Raw genomic sequence first — 16209 nt, 5'->3', positions numbered from 1 at the left:
CACATGCATTGGCGTGAATCGGACGGAGCGCTAGGCTTTGCGTAAAGACTGACTGGAGAGCGTTCGATGCCACTTTTCACTTCCACCGCCGCGTGGGTCACCGACGAACACCGCATGTTTGCCGACATGGCGGGCCGGTTCATGGATGACGAACTGTCGCCCAATATCGAAACCTGGGTCGAAAACGGCGTCGTGGATCGCGACTTCTGGCGCAAAGCGGGTGAAACCGGTCTGATGGCAGGGGCAATCCCTGAAGAATACGGAGGTGTCGGTGGCGGTATGGGGTTCGATGCGATCACCGCCTATGAACAGGGCGCGCGCGGTGATGCTGGTTGGGGATATGGCATTCAGTCGATTGTGACGCATTACCTCACCGCCTATGGCAGCGAGGACCAAAAGCAGAAATGGCTGCCCAAACTTGCCTCGGGCGAGATGGTCGCTGCGCTGGCGATGACGGAACCCAGCACCGGATCAGACGTACAGGCTGTGCGGACGACGGCCGAGAAAGACGGCAATTCCTACCGGCTGAACGGTTCGAAAATCTTCATCACAAATGGACAGACCGCGGACCTGATCATCGTGGCGGCCAAGACCGACAAGTCCGAAGGCGCGCGTGGTGTGTCCTTGATCGTGGTTGAAACCGAAGGGGCCGACGGCTTCCGGCGGGGACGAAACCTCAAAAAACTGGGTATGAAGGGCAACGACACGGCCGAGCTGTTCTTTGAAGACGTCAAAGTGCCGATGACGAACCTGTTGGGGGCCGAAGAAGGGCAGGGCTTCTACCAGCTTATGAAGCAACTGCCGTGGGAACGGCTGAACATCGCGATCATGGCGCTGGGCGCGATTGATTTCGCCATCGCTGAAACAGTCAAATACGTGCAGGAACGCAAAGCTTTCGGACAGCGGGTGATGGACTTCCAGAACACCCGGTTCAAACTGGCGGAATGCAAGACCAAGGCCGAGGTTCTGCGCAGCTTCATCAACGATTGTATCGGCAGGCTGGAAGCAGGAGAGCTGGACGCGGCCACCGCCTCGATGGCGAAATACTGGGGATCAGAGGTGCAGAACGAGATCATGCATGAATGCCTGCAACTGTTCGGCGGTTATGGCTTCATGATGGAGTATCCGATTGCACGTCTTTATGCGGATGCGCGGGTGCAGATGATCTATGGCGGCACCAATGAGGTCATGAAAGAACTGATCGCACGCTCGCTCGACGTCTGAAGCTATCCGGGACCTCCCGCCTGTCGTCATCATTCCTGACGGAATGCCTTCTCCGGTTGGGCCCGGCAAGCCCGGGCAATGCCCGCGCCTGCGAGGTCTTTTTCGTCGCAGATGCGCCTTGATGTGCCCGCTTGCAAAGGGCGGGAAACGGCATGATGATCCGGGCAAAAGATTCAGAGGCCCGATGTGAACGATCCCGAAAATGCTCTGTGGCGCAGCACTTGCACCGAGACGGTCTCAGCACCGCCATTGACCGCTGATACTGCTGTTGATCTGGTGGTCATTGGCGGAGGATACACCGGCTGCTCCGCCGCTTTGACAGCCGCCCAGGCTGGTGCGTCGGTCTGTCTGCTGGAAGCGCAAGGGATCGGTTACGGCGGATCAGGCCGTAATGTCGGTTTGGCCAATGCGGGTCTTTGGTTGCCACCGGACGAAATCCGCGCGCATGTCGGACAGGCGGCTGGGGATCGACTGATCGACCTGCTGGCGCAGGCCCCGTCAGATGTGTTCGCATTGATTGAAAATCACGGCATCGATTGTGAACCTGTGCGCAACGGAACCCTGCATTGCGCGCATTCAGAAGCCGGATTGAAGAACCTGCAAACGCGCTATGCACAGCAGAGCACATCAGGCGCGCCGGTGGAACTGTTGTCGGCGGATCAGGCCCGCGAAAGAACCGGCAGCGATGCGTTCCATGGGGCGTTGTTCGACACCCGCGCAGGAACCATTCAGCCTTTGGCTTATGTGGTGGGATTGGCTCGAGCGGCTATGCAGGCCGGGGCGCAAATACACGAGCAAAGCCCGGTACAGTCCATGCGCAACGAAAACGACCAATGGGTGCTGACCACACCGGGAGGGGTGGTTCGAGCCAAGTCTGTCATTCAGGCGACCAACGCCTATCACCTGGGCTTGCCAGACACCGCGCCCGCCTACGTACCGGTCTATTACTTCCAGTACGCAACCACTCCGTTGTCGCACAATCTGCGGGCCAGCATTCTGCCGAAAGAAGAGGGGTGCTGGGATACCGGTTTGATCATGACGTCGTTCCGGTTGGATAAGGCGGGGCGGATGATTATTGGTGGTATGGGCGATCTGGGAAATGCGGGCCAAGGTGCCCATTCCGGCTGGGTTCGACGCAAGCTGGCCGAGCTCTATCCTCAACTGGCCGACCAGCCGTTTGAACAGGGGTGGCACGGGCGCATCGCGATGACTTCGGACCATATTCCGAAGATCACGCAGATCGGTCCCAACGCTTTGGCTGCGCACGGGTATTCAGGACGCGGCATCGGACCGGGCACGGTGTTCGGTCGCATGATGGCCGAAAGCCTTCTGGCGGATGACCTCTCTCTCTTGCCGGTTCCTGCCGTGTCCGAGCATCACGAAAGCTGGACACGCGTGCGCCGCGCCTTTTTCGAAACCGGCGCGGCACTGACACATCTGGTAAAGGCGCGGTTCTGAGGTCAGACAGACCGGGTGATACCTCCATCCACCCGGATGTTCTGCCCGGTGATGTAGCCGCCCCCTTCAGAGGCCAGCAGGGCCACGACCGAGGCGATCTCGTCATAGCTGCGCCCATAGCGCCCCATCGGGATGCGACTGCGGAACTCCTCTTTCTCGGGCAGGCTGTCGATGAAGCCAGGCAGGACGTTGTTCATGCGGACATTCTCGGCGGCATATTTGTCCGAGAACAGCTTGGTGAAGGCGGCCAGACCGGCCCGGAACACGCCCGAAGTTGGAAATACAGGATCAGGTTCGAACGCCGCAAAGGTTGATATATTGATGATCGACCCGCCACCCTGCGCCTGCATGATCGGGGTCACCAGCCGCGTCGGGCGGACCACGTTCAGGAAATAGACATCCATGCCGGTGTGCCAATCCTCATCGGTTAACTCAAGGATCGAGGCGCGGGGGCCGTGACCGGCGGAATTGACCAGTACGTCAATGCGTCCCCAATGGGCCATTGCTGCATCGACAAGCTTCTGCAAGTCCTCGGTGGACTGGTTCGAGCCGGTAACACCGACGCCACCCAGCTCGTGTGCCAAAGCTTCGCCTTTGCCCGAGGCGGACAGAATGCCAACCTTGTATCCGTCCGCCGCCAGCCTCCGAGCGGAATCTGCGCCCATGCCGCTGCCGCCTGCCGTAATAAGTGCTACTTTTTCCATCTGATCTCTCCGTTTTCATTTGTTCCCAAGATGGCGATCTGAACTCGGTTTGACCAATCAGTTCTGCTGGTTCTATGCTGTAGAAAATTTACAGGATAAAACTATGGCCGCCCTTCCACCTCTGAACGCCTTGCGGGCTTTCGAAGCGTCTGCGCGTCATTTGAACTTTCGGCTGGCCGCCGAAGAACTTGGCGTGACACAAGGCGCTGTCGCGCAGCAGGTGAGGGGGCTTGAGGCTAGGTTGGACGAAGCTCTATTCGACCGTCTACCGCGTGGTTTGCGGCTGACAGAAGCCGGGCGCAGGTTTCATGCGCCTTTGCGCAGGGCCTTTCGGTTGATCGAAAAAGCTGTAGAAGAGTTATCTCCGGATCGTCGGATCATTTTATCGGTCACGCCCAGTTTTGCCTCAAAATGGCTGGTACCGAGACTGTCGAATTTCATCGACTTACATCCGGATATCTCGGTTCAGGTGGACGCACGCGAACGCCTGGCCGATTTCAAATCGGATGGCGTGGATTTGGCAGTCAGGCAAGGCAGGGCGCCCTTTGGTTCTGAATTGGATGCGGTACCATTGTTCTCAGCCGAGTTCATTCCCGTGTGTTGCCCTGTCATCGCTGAACAAGTCAGCAATCCCTCTGACCTGCTAGGGCAAGTCCTATTGAATGACACCCACGGGCTGTGGCCCATGTTTCTGGAAAGGGTGGGCGTAAACGGAAAGCCTCGGATGATGAACTTCAGCCAGACCAGCCTGGCGATTGATGCCGCCCTTTCGGGTCAGGGGATTGCCTTGGCCGATGCGCCGCTGGTGGCGGGCGGGATTGCCACGGGCCACCTTGTTCAACCACTTGACGACGTCCTGATTGAAGACCTGGGGTTTTACGTGGTTGCGCCTCGCAAGCCGCGTCAGCCGCAACTGGTTGAAGTCATGCGCAACTGGCTGCTGTCTCAGGTCTGAAGGGTGGCCGCGATGGCCTCGATCCGGGCACGCAACCAGCGATGGGCAGGATCATTTGCAGATCGCTGATGCCAGACCATGTAGATGGAAACGGGCGCGCATTCGAAAGGCAGCGGTGCGCAATCCAACGCGGCCAGCGGACCTTGCTTCATCAGCGCCGTGTCGGTTGAGATCAGGTCACTGCCCTGCACGAAAGCCGGGATTGCGTTGAAATGCGGCAGGGTCACAACCGCTGGCCTGATCTGGCTTTGATCAACGCCACGCATGACAGCGCGGGCGTTGCGGCCATCGGCAAAGCGCACCTCGACATGCTCGCTGTTGCAATAGGCCTGCCAGCTGTCCGGCGGTTTACGTTGCGCGGCGTCGTAGAAAACCATCAAGGGGCTGATCATCAGGCGTTTCTGAAAGATATCCGGCCCGTCCGGAGGTAACGGGGTCAGCATCAGCTGACACCGGTCGCTGCGCAGCAGATCGGGGTCGGGCACGCCTGACGGGATGAATTCCAATTGCAGACGCGCGCCTTCGGCGCGAAATTCGCGCAGCAAACGTGGAAAGATCAACTCGCGCGGCATGTCATTGGTGGCGATGCGTATGTCGATCTGTTCGGATAAGGGGTTGAACGGTCGACCCTGGGTCAGTGCGCGCATCCCGTCCAATACGCTTTGCACCGGGTCTTTCAGGGACAAGGCGCGTTCGGTCGGGATCAGGCCCTGACCGGAACGGACAAACAGCGGGTCGCCCAGCACCTGCCGTAGCTTGGCCAACGTATGACTGATCGCCGATTGCGTGACACCCAGTCGGTCCGCGGCTTTCGAAACCGAGCTTTCCTCGAGTATGGTCAGAAATGTGCGCAGGACCTTGCCGTCGAGATCAGTGAAATCAATTTTTTTCATATCGTTTATGATTAAGCATGAATGGTTTTGCTGTCCATGGCGGGTTAGAGGTTGAGCAGCAGCAGGAGGCATAGGATGGGAATCCGCTTTTTCTCGGATAAAAACAGGCCCGTTCACATGGGCCGTTACCCGCTGGAGCGGCTGGCCAGGATGGGCGACATCCCGGACCTGTTGCTCGTGCCTTCGATGGCTGACCTGAGTTTTCGCCGACCAGAGCAACCCGACAGCATCGTTAACGCGATGGGAGAGTTTCAGGCGATGATGGACGCGATCCGCGATGGGTTGGTGAACCCGGTTGCGTCAGATATCCCATCAGACCCGCTTGAACGGGCCAACCATCTGAAAGCATTTGGGTATTTCAACGACGCGTCAATGATGGGTTGCGGACCGTTGCAGTCAGACGCATTGCTGGCGGAACCGCGCCGCAACCCGGATATCGACCGGCTCGCCCATGCGTTGCGCACCCGGCAGACCAAGACGCTGGCTTCGGGCATCGATGTCATCATGGCCGATCTGAAAGACAGTATGGAGGCTGCGCCCAAGCCGATCAACAGCCACCGTCACAGCATCGTGTTCCTCTACGAACACAACCGTGACCCAGACCCGTCTGAACCCGGAGCGGACTGGGTTGCAAACGCGCAGGATCATCGCGCCTGTCTGCTGGCGACGGAGAACGCGGTGGTCATCGCCAACTATATCCGCCTGCTGGGCTATGACGCGCGGGCGCACAGCATGATGTCCTCTGAGGTTGATCTGGGTAAGCTGGCAGTTGCCGCTGGTTTGGCCTCGGTCGAAAACGGCAAGATCGTCGTGCCTTGGCTGGGCACGCGATTTGGTTTGGCCGCTGTGACGACCGAGATGCCGATAGCCCATGATCGACCGCTTGAACCTATGGCGCAACAGCCGTGGTTTCGGACGCAAGGACCTGCCTGGTGGTTGGGAAAGGGTTTTGCCAAGAATGCGCTGAACCGTGATCCGTATTCAAAACGGCGCTACGTTGATGGCGCACACCCCTTCGAGAAACTCAAGCGGGTCGAGACCCCAACCACTTATATAGACGAAGAAAATGTCGCCCGTGTGCCCAAACGCGCCGACATGTTTGCCCGTGCGCAATTCGGGGATATGGGCAAATCGCTGCAGGATGCGGCAAAGGGCGGCTATTACGTCCGCAAGGCCGCGCCCAGCTTTGCTCAACGCCGTGCCTTAGGTGCGTTCGTGCTGTTGCAGGATGGCGAAAGCACGGATGTGCCCAAGCCAACTGATGCCCAGCGGAATGCAGCGAATATCAAGGCGGCGACCTATTTTCTGGGGGTCGATGCGGTGGGCCTTAGCCGTTGCCCGGACTGGGCCTGGTATTCCCACGATGCGACCGGCGAAGAAATCGTGCCGCCCCATAATCAGGCCATCAGTATGATCATCGATCAGGGCTATGAGACGATGGAGGGGGCCAGCGGTGACGACTGGATCAGCGTCGCCCAATCCATGCGCGCCTATCTGCGGTTTTCGCTTCTGGGCGGAGTGATTGCACAACAGATCCGCAACCTCGGCTACAAGGCCAAGGCGCATACGGTGATGGATGGTGAGGTTCTGCAACCTCCGCTGCTGTTGCTGTCTGGTCTGGGTGAGGTGAGCCGGATCGGAGAAGTCATACTGAATCCCTACCTCGGCCCACGCCTGAAATCCGGTGCGGTGACCACAGATATGCCGATGGACCACGACAAACCCATTGATTTCGGCCTGCAAACCTTCTGCGAAAGCTGCAACAAATGCGCACGCGAGTGCCCATCTGGCGCAATAACTGCCGGGCCGAAGCTGATGTTCAACGGCTATGAAATCTGGAAGTCCGACAGCCAGAAATGCGCCACATACCGGGTCACGACACCGGGTGGCGCGATGTGCGGGCGGTGCATGAAAACCTGCCCGTGGAACCTCGAAGGTATCTTCAAGGAACGCCCTTTTCGATGGGCTGCGATGAACATCCCCTCTGCGGCGCCTGCATTGGCCAAACTGGACGATGCGGTCGGCAATGGCGGCTTGAACGACATCAAGAAATGGTGGTGGGATATCGAGCTTCAACCCGACGGAGCGTATCGTCCCACAACCCATCCGCTGAACCTGCGCGATCTGCAAAAGGATCTGGACCTGAAGTACGAGGATCAGACCCTGGCCGTTTATCCGGCCTATCTGGCCCCGCACCCTTGGCCCTATCCGTTTGCCATGGATCGTGAGGCCGGAATTGCGGCCTACGAGGCCATGGTGACAGCCGATGAATACAAGGTCCGCAGGGCCAGCGGGGATATGTCGGTTATCCACCGCTATCAGGTTGCAGGTGATGCACCGGTGATGCGGGTTGCCGTGACCAAGGTCGATAGGATGACCTCAGACGTTACGAAGTATGAATTCTCACCTCTGGACGGTGCGCCCCTGCCGGGATGGACAGCGGGCGCACATCTGGACGTGCTCGTCGCGCCGGAATTCCTGCGGCAATATTCGATGTCCGGCGACCCATCGGATCAGGGAACCTATCAGATCGGCGTGCTGCGCGAGGATGAGGGGCGTGGCGGTTCGGCCCTGCTGCACCGCATCTTTTCCGAGGGGCGCAAGGTCTTCATCTCAAAACCGATCAATCATTTTGAACTGGATGAAACGGCAACCAAAACCTTCCTTATGGGCGGCGGCATCGGCATCACTCCGATGATTGCCTTTGCTCATCGCCTGCACGCTTTGGGTCGGGAGTTCGAGCTGCACTATTCAGCCAGCACGCGGGACGGGGCAGGGTATCTTGAGGATCTGGCCGCGATGCCTTGGGCAGATCGCGTGCATTATCATTTCTCAGATGAAGGTACTCGCGCCGATCTGGATGTAATCTTGTCCGGCTATCAGGACGGCTGGCATGTCTACACCTGCGGGCCGGATCGTTACATGGACGGGGTGATACAAGCGGCAGAGCGGCAGGGTTTCCCCGAAGAGTCCCGGCATCTGGAATACTTCTCGGTTCCCGAACAGCCCGAATATGAGAACCATCCGTTTGAACTCAAGCTGGCCCGTTCTGGGAAAACGCTGACCGTGCCTGCAGACAAGGATGTAGCACAGGTTCTGAACGAGGCAGGCTTTCACGTGGATGTGAAATGCGCCGACGGCATCTGCGGCGTGTGTAAGTGCGGCGTGATTACGGGTGAGATCGAACACCGGGATTTCGTTTTGTCCAAGAAACAGCGTGAAGGGGCAATGATCCTGTGCCAAAGCCGCGCGGCGGAACCGGATGGGGTGATCGAGCTTGATCTCTGACCCCGGCCTAAAAGCGACATCTAGAATTTGAATTTTGGTCGTTCGGCCCATGGACGCCGGACAAGGGGTGAATTAACGTCGCCGCGAACCCAGATAACCCTGACCAACAGGTATGAGGTAGCTTCATGGATTATCACAGCCCCGCCAGCTTTGCCGAAGCTTCGGCTTTGGCCGCAAATGCGACGGGCATCACACGTTTTCTGGCAGGCGGCACCGATGTATTGGTGCAGCTGCGCTCGGAACTGGTGAAGCCTGATACGCTGATCGACATCAAGAAAATCAACGGTGTACACGACATCACCCGCAATGCTGATGGCAGCTGGACGCTGGGCGTCGCCACAACCGGTGCAGAGATGAGCGAGCACCCCGAGTTGGGCCAAGACTGGCCCGGCGTGGTTGAGGCGATGGACCTGATCGGCTCAACCCAGGTGCAGGGACGCGCAACGCTGACCGGAAACTTGTGCAACGGCTCACCGGCGGCTGATTCCGTGCCTGCCATGGTTGCAGCTGGCGTGACTGTCACGGTCACCGGACCGGATGGCACGCGTGAGGTCGCGGTCGAAGATATCCCGTCCGGCCCCGGCAAGACTTCATTGACGAAGGGTGAGGTGGTCTCGGCCGTCAACATCCCCGCCCGTGGCGAGAATGCAGGCGATGCCTATTTGCGCTTCATCCCGCGCACCGAAATGGACATCGCTGTGGTTGGCGTAGGCGTAGACCTGCGACTGGACGGCGATACCATCATCGAGGCCCGCGTTTCGCTGGGCGCGGTCGCTCCGACCGTTCTACTGGTGGAAGACTGCGCCAAGGCCATCCTTGGCAGCACTTTGGACGATGCGGCCCTGGATGCACTGGCCGCCGCCGCGTCTGCTGCCTGCAACCCGATTGACGACAAGCGCGGCACCATCGCGTTCCGCACCGAGGTCGTTGGCGTTCTGGCCAAACGCGCCGCGAAAATCGCCTATGCCCGCGCGAAGGGAGAAAACGCATGAGCAAGCTCCACGTATCCACCACCGTGAACGGAGACGCGGTCGAATACCTCTGTGACCCGCGCGAAACCCTGCTGGACTGTCTGCGCGACAAACTGAACCTGACCGGCGCGAAAGAAGGCTGTGGTACCGGCGATTGCGGTGCCTGTTCTGTTACCGTTGATGGCCGTCTGGTCTGTTCCTGCCTGATGCTGGGGGTCGAGGCCGAGGGCAAGCAGATCGAAACCGTTGAAGGCATTGCAGACGGCGACGTTCTGCATCCGCTGCAACAGAAGATGATCGAATACGCGGCTTTGCAGTGTGGTATCTGCACCCCGGGCATTCTGGTGGCGGCCAAGTCGCTGCTGGAGAAAAACCCAAACCCGACCGAAGAGGAAACGCGGTATTGGCTGGCAGGCAACCTTTGCCGCTGCACCGGCTATGACAAGATCATTCGCGCCGTGATGGATACAGCGGCTGAACTGCGGGAGGCGTCGTAATGGCTCTGGACGATCGTAAATCAGACTTCACTTTTGTGGGCACCCGCCCCAACCGTCCTGACGGTCTGGACAAGGTGACAGGTCGCGCCAAGTTCGGTGCGGATATCTCCGCCCCCGGTATGCTGCATGGTGCTGTTCTGCGGTCCCCTCATGCTCATGCGCGGATCGTGAAGATCGACGCGTCAAAGGCCGAGGCGCACAAAGACGTCAAAGCCATTGTAACGCGTGCTGACTTTGCCGATGTACCCTTCAAGCCGGGGCTCGAGGGCGAGTTTTATAACGTTCTCGAAAACGTCATGGCTGGCGAAAAAGCGCTCTATGACGGTCACGCGGTGGCTGCGGTTGCGGCGACATCCGCTCTGGCCGCACGGGATGCGCTTAAGCTGATCGAGGTTGAATACGAGGTGCTGCCTCACGTCACCGATGTGGACAAGGCGATGGCCCCCGATGCACCGGTGATCCGGGAAGGGGCCGCAGATTATTCTGTGCCCGAAGGGATGCATCCAAATGTTGTTCGTTATCACGAAAGTGGCCACGGTGATGTCGAGGCTGGCTTTGCCGACGCTGATCTGGTCATTGAAGACAGCTTTGTGACCGAGGCGACCCACCAGGGTTATATTGAACCGCACGCCTGTCTGGGGATGCTGGGCAATGACGGCAAGGGTGAGCTGTGGTGCACCACCCAAGGTCACTGGATCGCACAAAAGACCTGTGCGGCCCTGCTGGGGATCGAAACCTCGCAACTGCGTGTCACCGCATCCGAGATCGGTGGCGGTTTCGGCGGTAAGACGACGGTGTTTATCGAACCTGTCGCGCTGGCGCTCAGCCGTAAGGCCAACCGTCCGGTCAAGGTCGTCATGACGCGGTCGGAAGTGTTCCGTGCCACTGGACCAACTTCTTCCGCATCAATGGATGTGAAGATCGGCATGAAGAAGGACGGCACGATTTCGGCAGCACAAGGAGTGTTCCGTTTGCAAGGCGGGGCCTTCCCGGGTGCTCCGGGCGATATGACCGCCATGTGTGCCTTTGCCCCTTACAACCTGAACAATGTCAAGCAGATCGGTTACGACGTGATGTCGAACCGTCCGAAACAGGCCGCCTACCGCGCGCCCGGCGCGCCTATGGGTGCCTTCGCCGTAGAGTCGGTCATTGATGAGCTGTGCAACAAGCTGGGCCTCGATCCGGTCGACGTGCGCCTGAAAAACGCCGCGCATGAGGGCACCAAGGCCAGCTATGGCCCGACCTACGAGCGTATCGGTCTGGTTGAAACACTCGAAGCTGCCAAGGCGCATCCGCACTATGCGGCCCCCCTGAAACCGGGGCAGGGGCGCGGGATTTCCTGTGGCTTCTGGTTCAACCATGGTGGTGAGACTTCGGTGTCTTTGGCGTTGTCCGAGGACGGCTCGGCACAGTTGATGGTCGGGACACCTGACATTGGCGGGTCGCGGGCATCCATGGCGCTGATGGCCGCCGAGGTTCTGGGCATCGCCTATGAGAACATCCGTGTGACCGTCGCCGATACAGCGACACTTGGTTACAACGACGTGAGCCACGGTTCGCGTGTGACCTACGCGTCAGGCCTGGCCACGATCAAGGCCGCAAAACACGCGGTCGAGAAACTGTGCGAACGCGCGGCGGCCAAATGGGGTATCCCGGTGGATGCGGTGAAATGGGAGAACGGCTGCGCCGTGCCCTCGGGTCCCAATGCGGGCGATTTCGATCCGATGCCACTGGCTGATATCACCGCTGATATGGGGTCTACCGGTGGTCCGATCTCAGGCCATTTCGAGGCGACCCCTGAAGGTGCTGGCGTGTCCTTTGGCACCCATATCGTCGATGCCGAGGTCGATCCAGAAACCGGTAAGACCAGCGTCACCCGCTATACGGTCATTCAGGATGCCGGTAAGGCGATCCACCCGACCTATGTCGAGGGTCAGTTCCAAGGCGGTGCGGCACAGGGTATAGGCTGGGCGCTGAACGAGGAATATGTCTATGGCGAGGATGGCCGGTTGCAGAACTCGATCTTCCTCGACTATCGCATCCCCGTTGCCAGCGACCTGCCGATGATCGACACTGTGATTGTCGAAGTGCCCAACCCCGGCCACCCGTTTGGTGTGCGCGGTGTTGGCGAGACAGGCATCGTGCCGCCTTTGGCCGCAATCGCCAACGCGGTGTCCAATGCGGCGGGTGTTCGGATGAAGCAACTGCCGATGTCCCCCCCGCGCATTCTGGCTGCGCTCAAGGACAATGGTTGAGGTCCATCTCTGGTCCGGCCTCCGGTCATTGACCGGGGGCCATCATGTGGTCGAGGTCGAGGCCAAAACCACCGGAGAGCTTCTGGTGGCGTTGGTCCAGGCGCATCCGCAATTACAGGCACCAATTGATGCGGGCGTCTCCATCGCAATCAACGGGCGCGTTATTGCCACCGGGCTGACGGAACCAATCCCCGAGGGCAGCGAAGTCTATCTGATGCAACGCCTCAGGGGCGGTTAAGCATCAGGCGACCATGGCTCGCGCCCGACCATCCGGTCGGCTTCGGCTGTGATGTCGTTCATGTGCTGCTCAAGGCTCAGGCGCAGGGCTTCAAGTTCTTGTTCGCTGGCCTTGCGAGGCACCGTATCGGTCCATTCACGGCACAAGAACACCCCTTCATTACGCCAGGGGCGTGGCATCAGTAGGCGATCCCATGTACCGGCCTCGCGCCCATGTTTCGCAGAAAAGGTGATGCCGAATACCCGTTTGCCCGAGGTGCGCGCCCAAACCAGGGGCACAGTCGACAGCACCCGTTCTGGTCCGCGTGGTCCATCGGCAGCAATACCGATGGAAATACCTTGCTTCATCTTTCCAAGCACTTCGCGCGACAGGGCCACGTGCCGCTTGTGGCTGGACATGGCGATTGTGTCCATGCCGAACTGCTCCTGCACCCGACCGACCATGCTGCCGGCGCGGGCAGCGGACGTGATCGAACAGATCCTGCCTTTGTCCAGTGGGAAGAAATACGGGGACTGCGCCAGTCGCTGGTGCCACAGCACAACGATAACCGGCTCACCCTGTTCGGCCAATTGGTCCAACTCTTCATACCCGATACGCTGCCAGCGCGTGTTTCGCTTAACCAATCGAATATAGCTGGCAATCCGACGTGCCACCCAGTTCAGCACAACTTCGCTGTCAGCGATCTTCTTGCGGAGGTTCACGCGGGCTTCCTTTTACTGGCCGGACCTTGTCTTATCGCACTGCACGTTTTGCGCAACTTGTTTGTCGGATCAGATAGTGGTGCGGAATCTAAAAAAGCCTCTTGAGTCCGCCGCGCGGCTGGCATATCTGGGGCTCACAACAGGGGTATAGCTCAGTTGGTAGAGCGACGGTCTCCAAAACCGTAGGTCGCGGGTTCGAACCCTGCTGCCCCTGCCATTTTCCTTTCTTTGTAGTGAGTGGTCGTTGATCTGAGGATTGCGTGTATCGAAACCTCCCAGAATTGATCCTGACATGGGTGTCTGGGTCTCAACCACGACAAACAGTATTAATAAAAGTACACCCGTAAGTCGTCGAGAGTTCGGTCTGCACCGCAGGAAAGCAATGCCTGACGATCAGCGTGAGAAATATACCAATCTTCTTCACGAAGCTGGCAAGGGATGGAAGTGCCGAGACCTCCTCACTTCGGAGATGGTCGGCGAGATCTGGCACTTTGATTCCAAAGCCGAATATTACACTGCCCATTTGTTTCCGGAGGCGGATTGCCGATGATCTCAGAAACGGCCAGACGGGATCTGGAGACGTTTGACCTTGGCAATACGGTTCTGCATCCGATCACGCTCATGAACTCGGAAGAAACCGAGCGCACCACATCTGAGCCCTATTACCTGCTGAATGTCGGCAACACGCGCGCGATGGGGAATTACGAAGCCTTGGGGACGGAAGGCGACAACAGGGCACCACTTGGCAATATCGGCGGCGGAGTACTTCACCGGCCTCGTAGTGGTCAGGAGTCAGAACTTGTTATTGTTTCCGACGCCTTGGGTGGACCTGATATCTGGCTTGCCCCAAAGGGTCCGGAAATACTGTTCCTGTCCGATGCGTTGGCACAAGGCCTCAAGTCTGCGGGGTCGATGATGGCTGGCGTTTGGTGCGCTGTGCGGTGGGTTACCTCTGATCCCCTTCAACTGGAATTCCGCGCATTGCGGTTCCTTCTTCCACACGAATGCCCTAGTGTCCGCTGCAAATGAACACACGCACGAGGGCCCATGTCGCGTTTTGATGGATATTTCCTGCGGCAATTGCTGATTCTGTTTGGCTTTTTCACCCTTGTGCTGGTCGGCGTGTTCTGGATCACCCGGTCTGTCAGCTTGTTTGACCGCGTGATCAGTGGCGGTCAATCGGCACTGGTGTTTCTTGAATTCACCGCCCTGACCCTGCCAACCCTGATCCGCACGGTCATGCCCATGGCGGTGTTCGCTGCGGCCGTCTACGCCACCAACCGCCTCAGCCGCGAAAGTGAGCTGACGGTGATGTTGGCCACAGGCTCAAGCCCCCGCAGGCTGGCCCGCGCCGTTGTTCTTTTTGGGGCGATTACCGGGCTGATGATGGCGTCCATCAGTGTTTTCCTGCGCCCTGCATCGGTCGAGCAGCTGGAAATCCGGCAAGCTGAGGTTGCAGGGGATGTGACCGCCCAACTGCTGAACGAAGGCGAGTTTCTGCACCCCGCAGAAGGTGTCACCGTATATATCGGCAGGATCGATCTGGATGGGACGCTGCATGAGGTGTTCGTCTCGGATCGGCGCGACCCTGAAAACGCCGTCAGCTATTCCAGCGCGACCGCATATCTGGTTAACAACGACACCGGCATTCACCTTGTCATGGTCGACGGCGTAGCGCTGCGCTTGACCAAAGAGGGCAGGCGGTTGTCCTCGACCCTGTTTCAGGATGCGTCGTACGACATTTCGGAGTTGACCAGCACAAGCCCTATGGCCCAACGCAGCCTGGAGGCCATCCCAACCATCGAGCTGGTCCAAAACCGGGATGAGATTTTTGCCACCGAAGGGTATAGTGAGGGCAAACTGGTCGAAGAACTGCACCAGCGGTTTTCTTGGGTCGCTATCTGTATCGCAGTTGCTCTGGCCGGGTATTCAACACTGATGCTGGGCAGCTTTTCCCGGTTTGGACTCTGGCCTCAAATCCTGGGGGCCTTCACCATTCTGGTGCTGCTCGAAGGTGTGCGCGGGTTTGTTTCCCCTGTTGTGATTGATGACCCTAAGCTTTGGATCCTGCTCTATTTGCCCGCCATCATGGGTGTGCTGATTTCGGGCGTCTTCCTGCTGATCGCGGGCCGCCCGATCCTGCGCAAACGGGCGCGACCGGACAAGGTGGCGCCCGCACCTGCCTAGATGCGCAGATCGACCAAACAGCTGCGAAGGTCATCGAATTCCGGCTGATCGCTGCGGGCGACCAGAAACATAGGCAAGGGCAGGGCGATGCTGTCTGCAACCCGTTCCAGATCACCTGAGATCAGATGGTCCGAAATGACGTAATCGGGAAAGTAGCCGCATCCGCCCCTATTTAGAACATAGCGCAATGCCATCATGCAGTTGCCCAGAAACAGGGTTTGACCGGACGCTCGCCGCGCAGCGGATCTGACATGGTCCTGATAGATTTCGCCCAACTCCAGATTGACGAAAACCAAGTCATCGTCAGTGATTTCCTCCTGTGGTGTCTGCACCAATGACAAAACTTCGGGGTCCAACTCGCACCATGTGACGCGTCGGTCCGTGGGCTTTTCATGGGTAATCGCTGCATCCAGAACATGGGTCGCCACTGCCTCGACCATGTTCAGATCGTGATCGTAGTTCAGCGTCAGCAGCAGCTTGTCAAAGCGTTGTTCAAAGCGCACGGCGAGATCCACCAACAATGGGTCCCATATGCTGAGTTGACCGCCCAGGCGCAGAGCCGGGCGGTTTTGGGTCTGCTCAGGCAAATCGCGCGAGGCAAATGTCCAGAGGGATAGCATCTGTTCGGCATAGGGTTTGAATTGCCGCCCGAAATCGGTCAGCGTCGTGCCCCCGGCGCCGCGTGTAAACAGGGGCCTGCCGGTTTCCTCTTCGATCAGGCGAATACGTGCGCTGACGGCTGTCTGGGTCACGTTCAGCTTTCGGGCCGCCGCGTGGAAACCACCCGTTTCGGCAACACACAGAAAGGTTTCAAGGGCTTTGGTTTGCATATCGACAG

The 16209-nt window shown here is 58.8% G+C and carries 14 protein-coding genes and 1 tRNA gene; 11 read left to right on the top strand and 4 right to left on the bottom strand.

Going from position 1 to position 16209, the window contains the following annotated elements; genetic code table 11:
* Positions 1-66 precede the first annotated feature (66 nt).
* On the top strand, positions 67-1224 hold the full coding sequence (locus tag AC2FLD_RS11210) for an acyl-CoA dehydrogenase family protein (RefSeq protein ID WP_496669544.1): 1158 nt from the start codon (positions 67-69) through the stop codon (positions 1222-1224).
* 186 nt (positions 1225-1410) lie between these two features.
* Complete coding sequence (locus AC2FLD_RS11205; protein ID WP_496669546.1) at positions 1411-2682, top strand: NAD(P)/FAD-dependent oxidoreductase; 1272 nt, start codon at positions 1411-1413, stop codon at positions 2680-2682.
* A 2-nt stretch (positions 2683-2684) separates the two neighbouring features.
* On the opposite strand, the gene AC2FLD_RS11200 is transcribed toward AC2FLD_RS11205, so the two are convergent.
* Positions 2685-3386 (bottom strand): SDR family oxidoreductase, encoded by a 702-nt coding sequence (locus AC2FLD_RS11200; RefSeq protein ID WP_496669547.1) that lies wholly within the window; start codon positions 3384-3386, stop codon positions 2685-2687.
* Positions 3387-3489: 103 nt separating this feature from the next.
* On the opposite strand from AC2FLD_RS11200, the gene AC2FLD_RS11195 reads away from it, so the two are divergent.
* Positions 3490-4341, top strand: coding sequence for a LysR substrate-binding domain-containing protein (locus tag AC2FLD_RS11195; RefSeq protein WP_496669549.1), 852 nt, complete (start codon positions 3490-3492; stop codon positions 4339-4341).
* Here AC2FLD_RS11195 and AC2FLD_RS11190 read toward each other — a convergent pair.
* Positions 4332-5234, bottom strand: coding sequence for a LysR family transcriptional regulator (locus AC2FLD_RS11190; protein WP_496669550.1), 903 nt, complete (start codon positions 5232-5234; stop codon positions 4332-4334). The two genes, AC2FLD_RS11195 and AC2FLD_RS11190, sit on opposite strands and share 10 nt — an antisense overlap.
* 75 nt (positions 5235-5309) lie before the next feature.
* Here AC2FLD_RS11190 and AC2FLD_RS11185 point away from each other — a divergent pair, with 75 nt between their 5' ends.
* The 5 genes from AC2FLD_RS11185 to AC2FLD_RS11165 all read left to right on the top strand — a co-directional run bounded on the left by AC2FLD_RS11185 (position 5310) and on the right by AC2FLD_RS11165 (position 12483).
* Positions 5310-8522, top strand: coding sequence for a reductive dehalogenase (locus tag AC2FLD_RS11185; protein WP_496669552.1), 3213 nt, complete (start codon positions 5310-5312; stop codon positions 8520-8522).
* A gap of 125 nt (positions 8523-8647) precedes the next feature.
* The gene (locus tag AC2FLD_RS11180; RefSeq protein WP_496669554.1) at positions 8648-9514 is read left to right on the top strand and encodes an FAD binding domain-containing protein; all 867 of its coding nucleotides are present in this window, start codon (positions 8648-8650) and stop codon (positions 9512-9514) included.
* Entirely contained in the window at positions 9511-9990 is a 480-nt protein-coding gene (locus AC2FLD_RS11175) for a (2Fe-2S)-binding protein (RefSeq protein WP_050604727.1), read from the top strand. Before AC2FLD_RS11180 ends, AC2FLD_RS11175 begins: the two co-directional genes overlap by 4 nt.
* Positions 9990-12245, top strand: a complete 2256-nt coding sequence (locus AC2FLD_RS11170) for a xanthine dehydrogenase family protein molybdopterin-binding subunit (RefSeq protein WP_496669556.1) — start codon at positions 9990-9992, stop codon at positions 12243-12245. The genes AC2FLD_RS11175 and AC2FLD_RS11170 overlap by 1 nt, the downstream gene beginning before the upstream one ends.
* On the top strand, positions 12238-12483 hold the full coding sequence (locus tag AC2FLD_RS11165) for a MoaD/ThiS family protein (protein ID WP_496669558.1): 246 nt from the start codon (positions 12238-12240) through the stop codon (positions 12481-12483). Before AC2FLD_RS11170 ends, AC2FLD_RS11165 begins: the two co-directional genes overlap by 8 nt.
* Here the strand turns inward: AC2FLD_RS11165 and AC2FLD_RS11160 are convergent.
* Positions 12480-13184 (bottom strand): lysophospholipid acyltransferase family protein, encoded by a 705-nt coding sequence (locus AC2FLD_RS11160; protein ID WP_496669560.1) that lies wholly within the window; start codon positions 13182-13184, stop codon positions 12480-12482. The two genes, AC2FLD_RS11165 and AC2FLD_RS11160, sit on opposite strands and share 4 nt — an antisense overlap.
* Positions 13185-13325: 141 nt before the next feature.
* Between AC2FLD_RS11160 and AC2FLD_RS11155 the strand changes: the two genes are divergently transcribed.
* The 3 genes from AC2FLD_RS11155 to lptF all read left to right on the top strand — a co-directional run bounded on the left by AC2FLD_RS11155 (position 13326) and on the right by lptF (position 15371).
* A tRNA-Trp gene (locus tag AC2FLD_RS11155) sits at positions 13326-13401 on the top strand.
* A 329-nt stretch (positions 13402-13730) separates the two neighbouring features.
* A complete protein-coding gene (locus AC2FLD_RS11150; protein WP_496669562.1) occupies positions 13731-14213 on the top strand; it encodes a hypothetical protein in 483 nt (160 codons plus the stop codon).
* 18 nt (positions 14214-14231) lie between these two features.
* Entirely contained in the window at positions 14232-15371 is a 1140-nt protein-coding gene (gene lptF / locus AC2FLD_RS11145; protein ID WP_496669565.1) for an LPS export ABC transporter permease LptF, read from the top strand.
* Here the strand turns inward: lptF and AC2FLD_RS11140 are convergent.
* Positions 15368-16201, bottom strand: coding sequence for a LysR family transcriptional regulator (locus AC2FLD_RS11140; RefSeq protein WP_496669567.1), 834 nt, complete (start codon positions 16199-16201; stop codon positions 15368-15370). The two genes, lptF and AC2FLD_RS11140, sit on opposite strands and share 4 nt — an antisense overlap.
* Between the last annotated feature and the right edge of the window lie 8 nt (positions 16202-16209).

The sequence above is a fragment of the Ruegeria sp. CDSA021 genome (assembly GCF_059612325.1).
The sequence above is the reverse complement of the archived record's forward strand: the minus strand, read 5'-3'. Positions and strand labels throughout refer to the sequence as shown.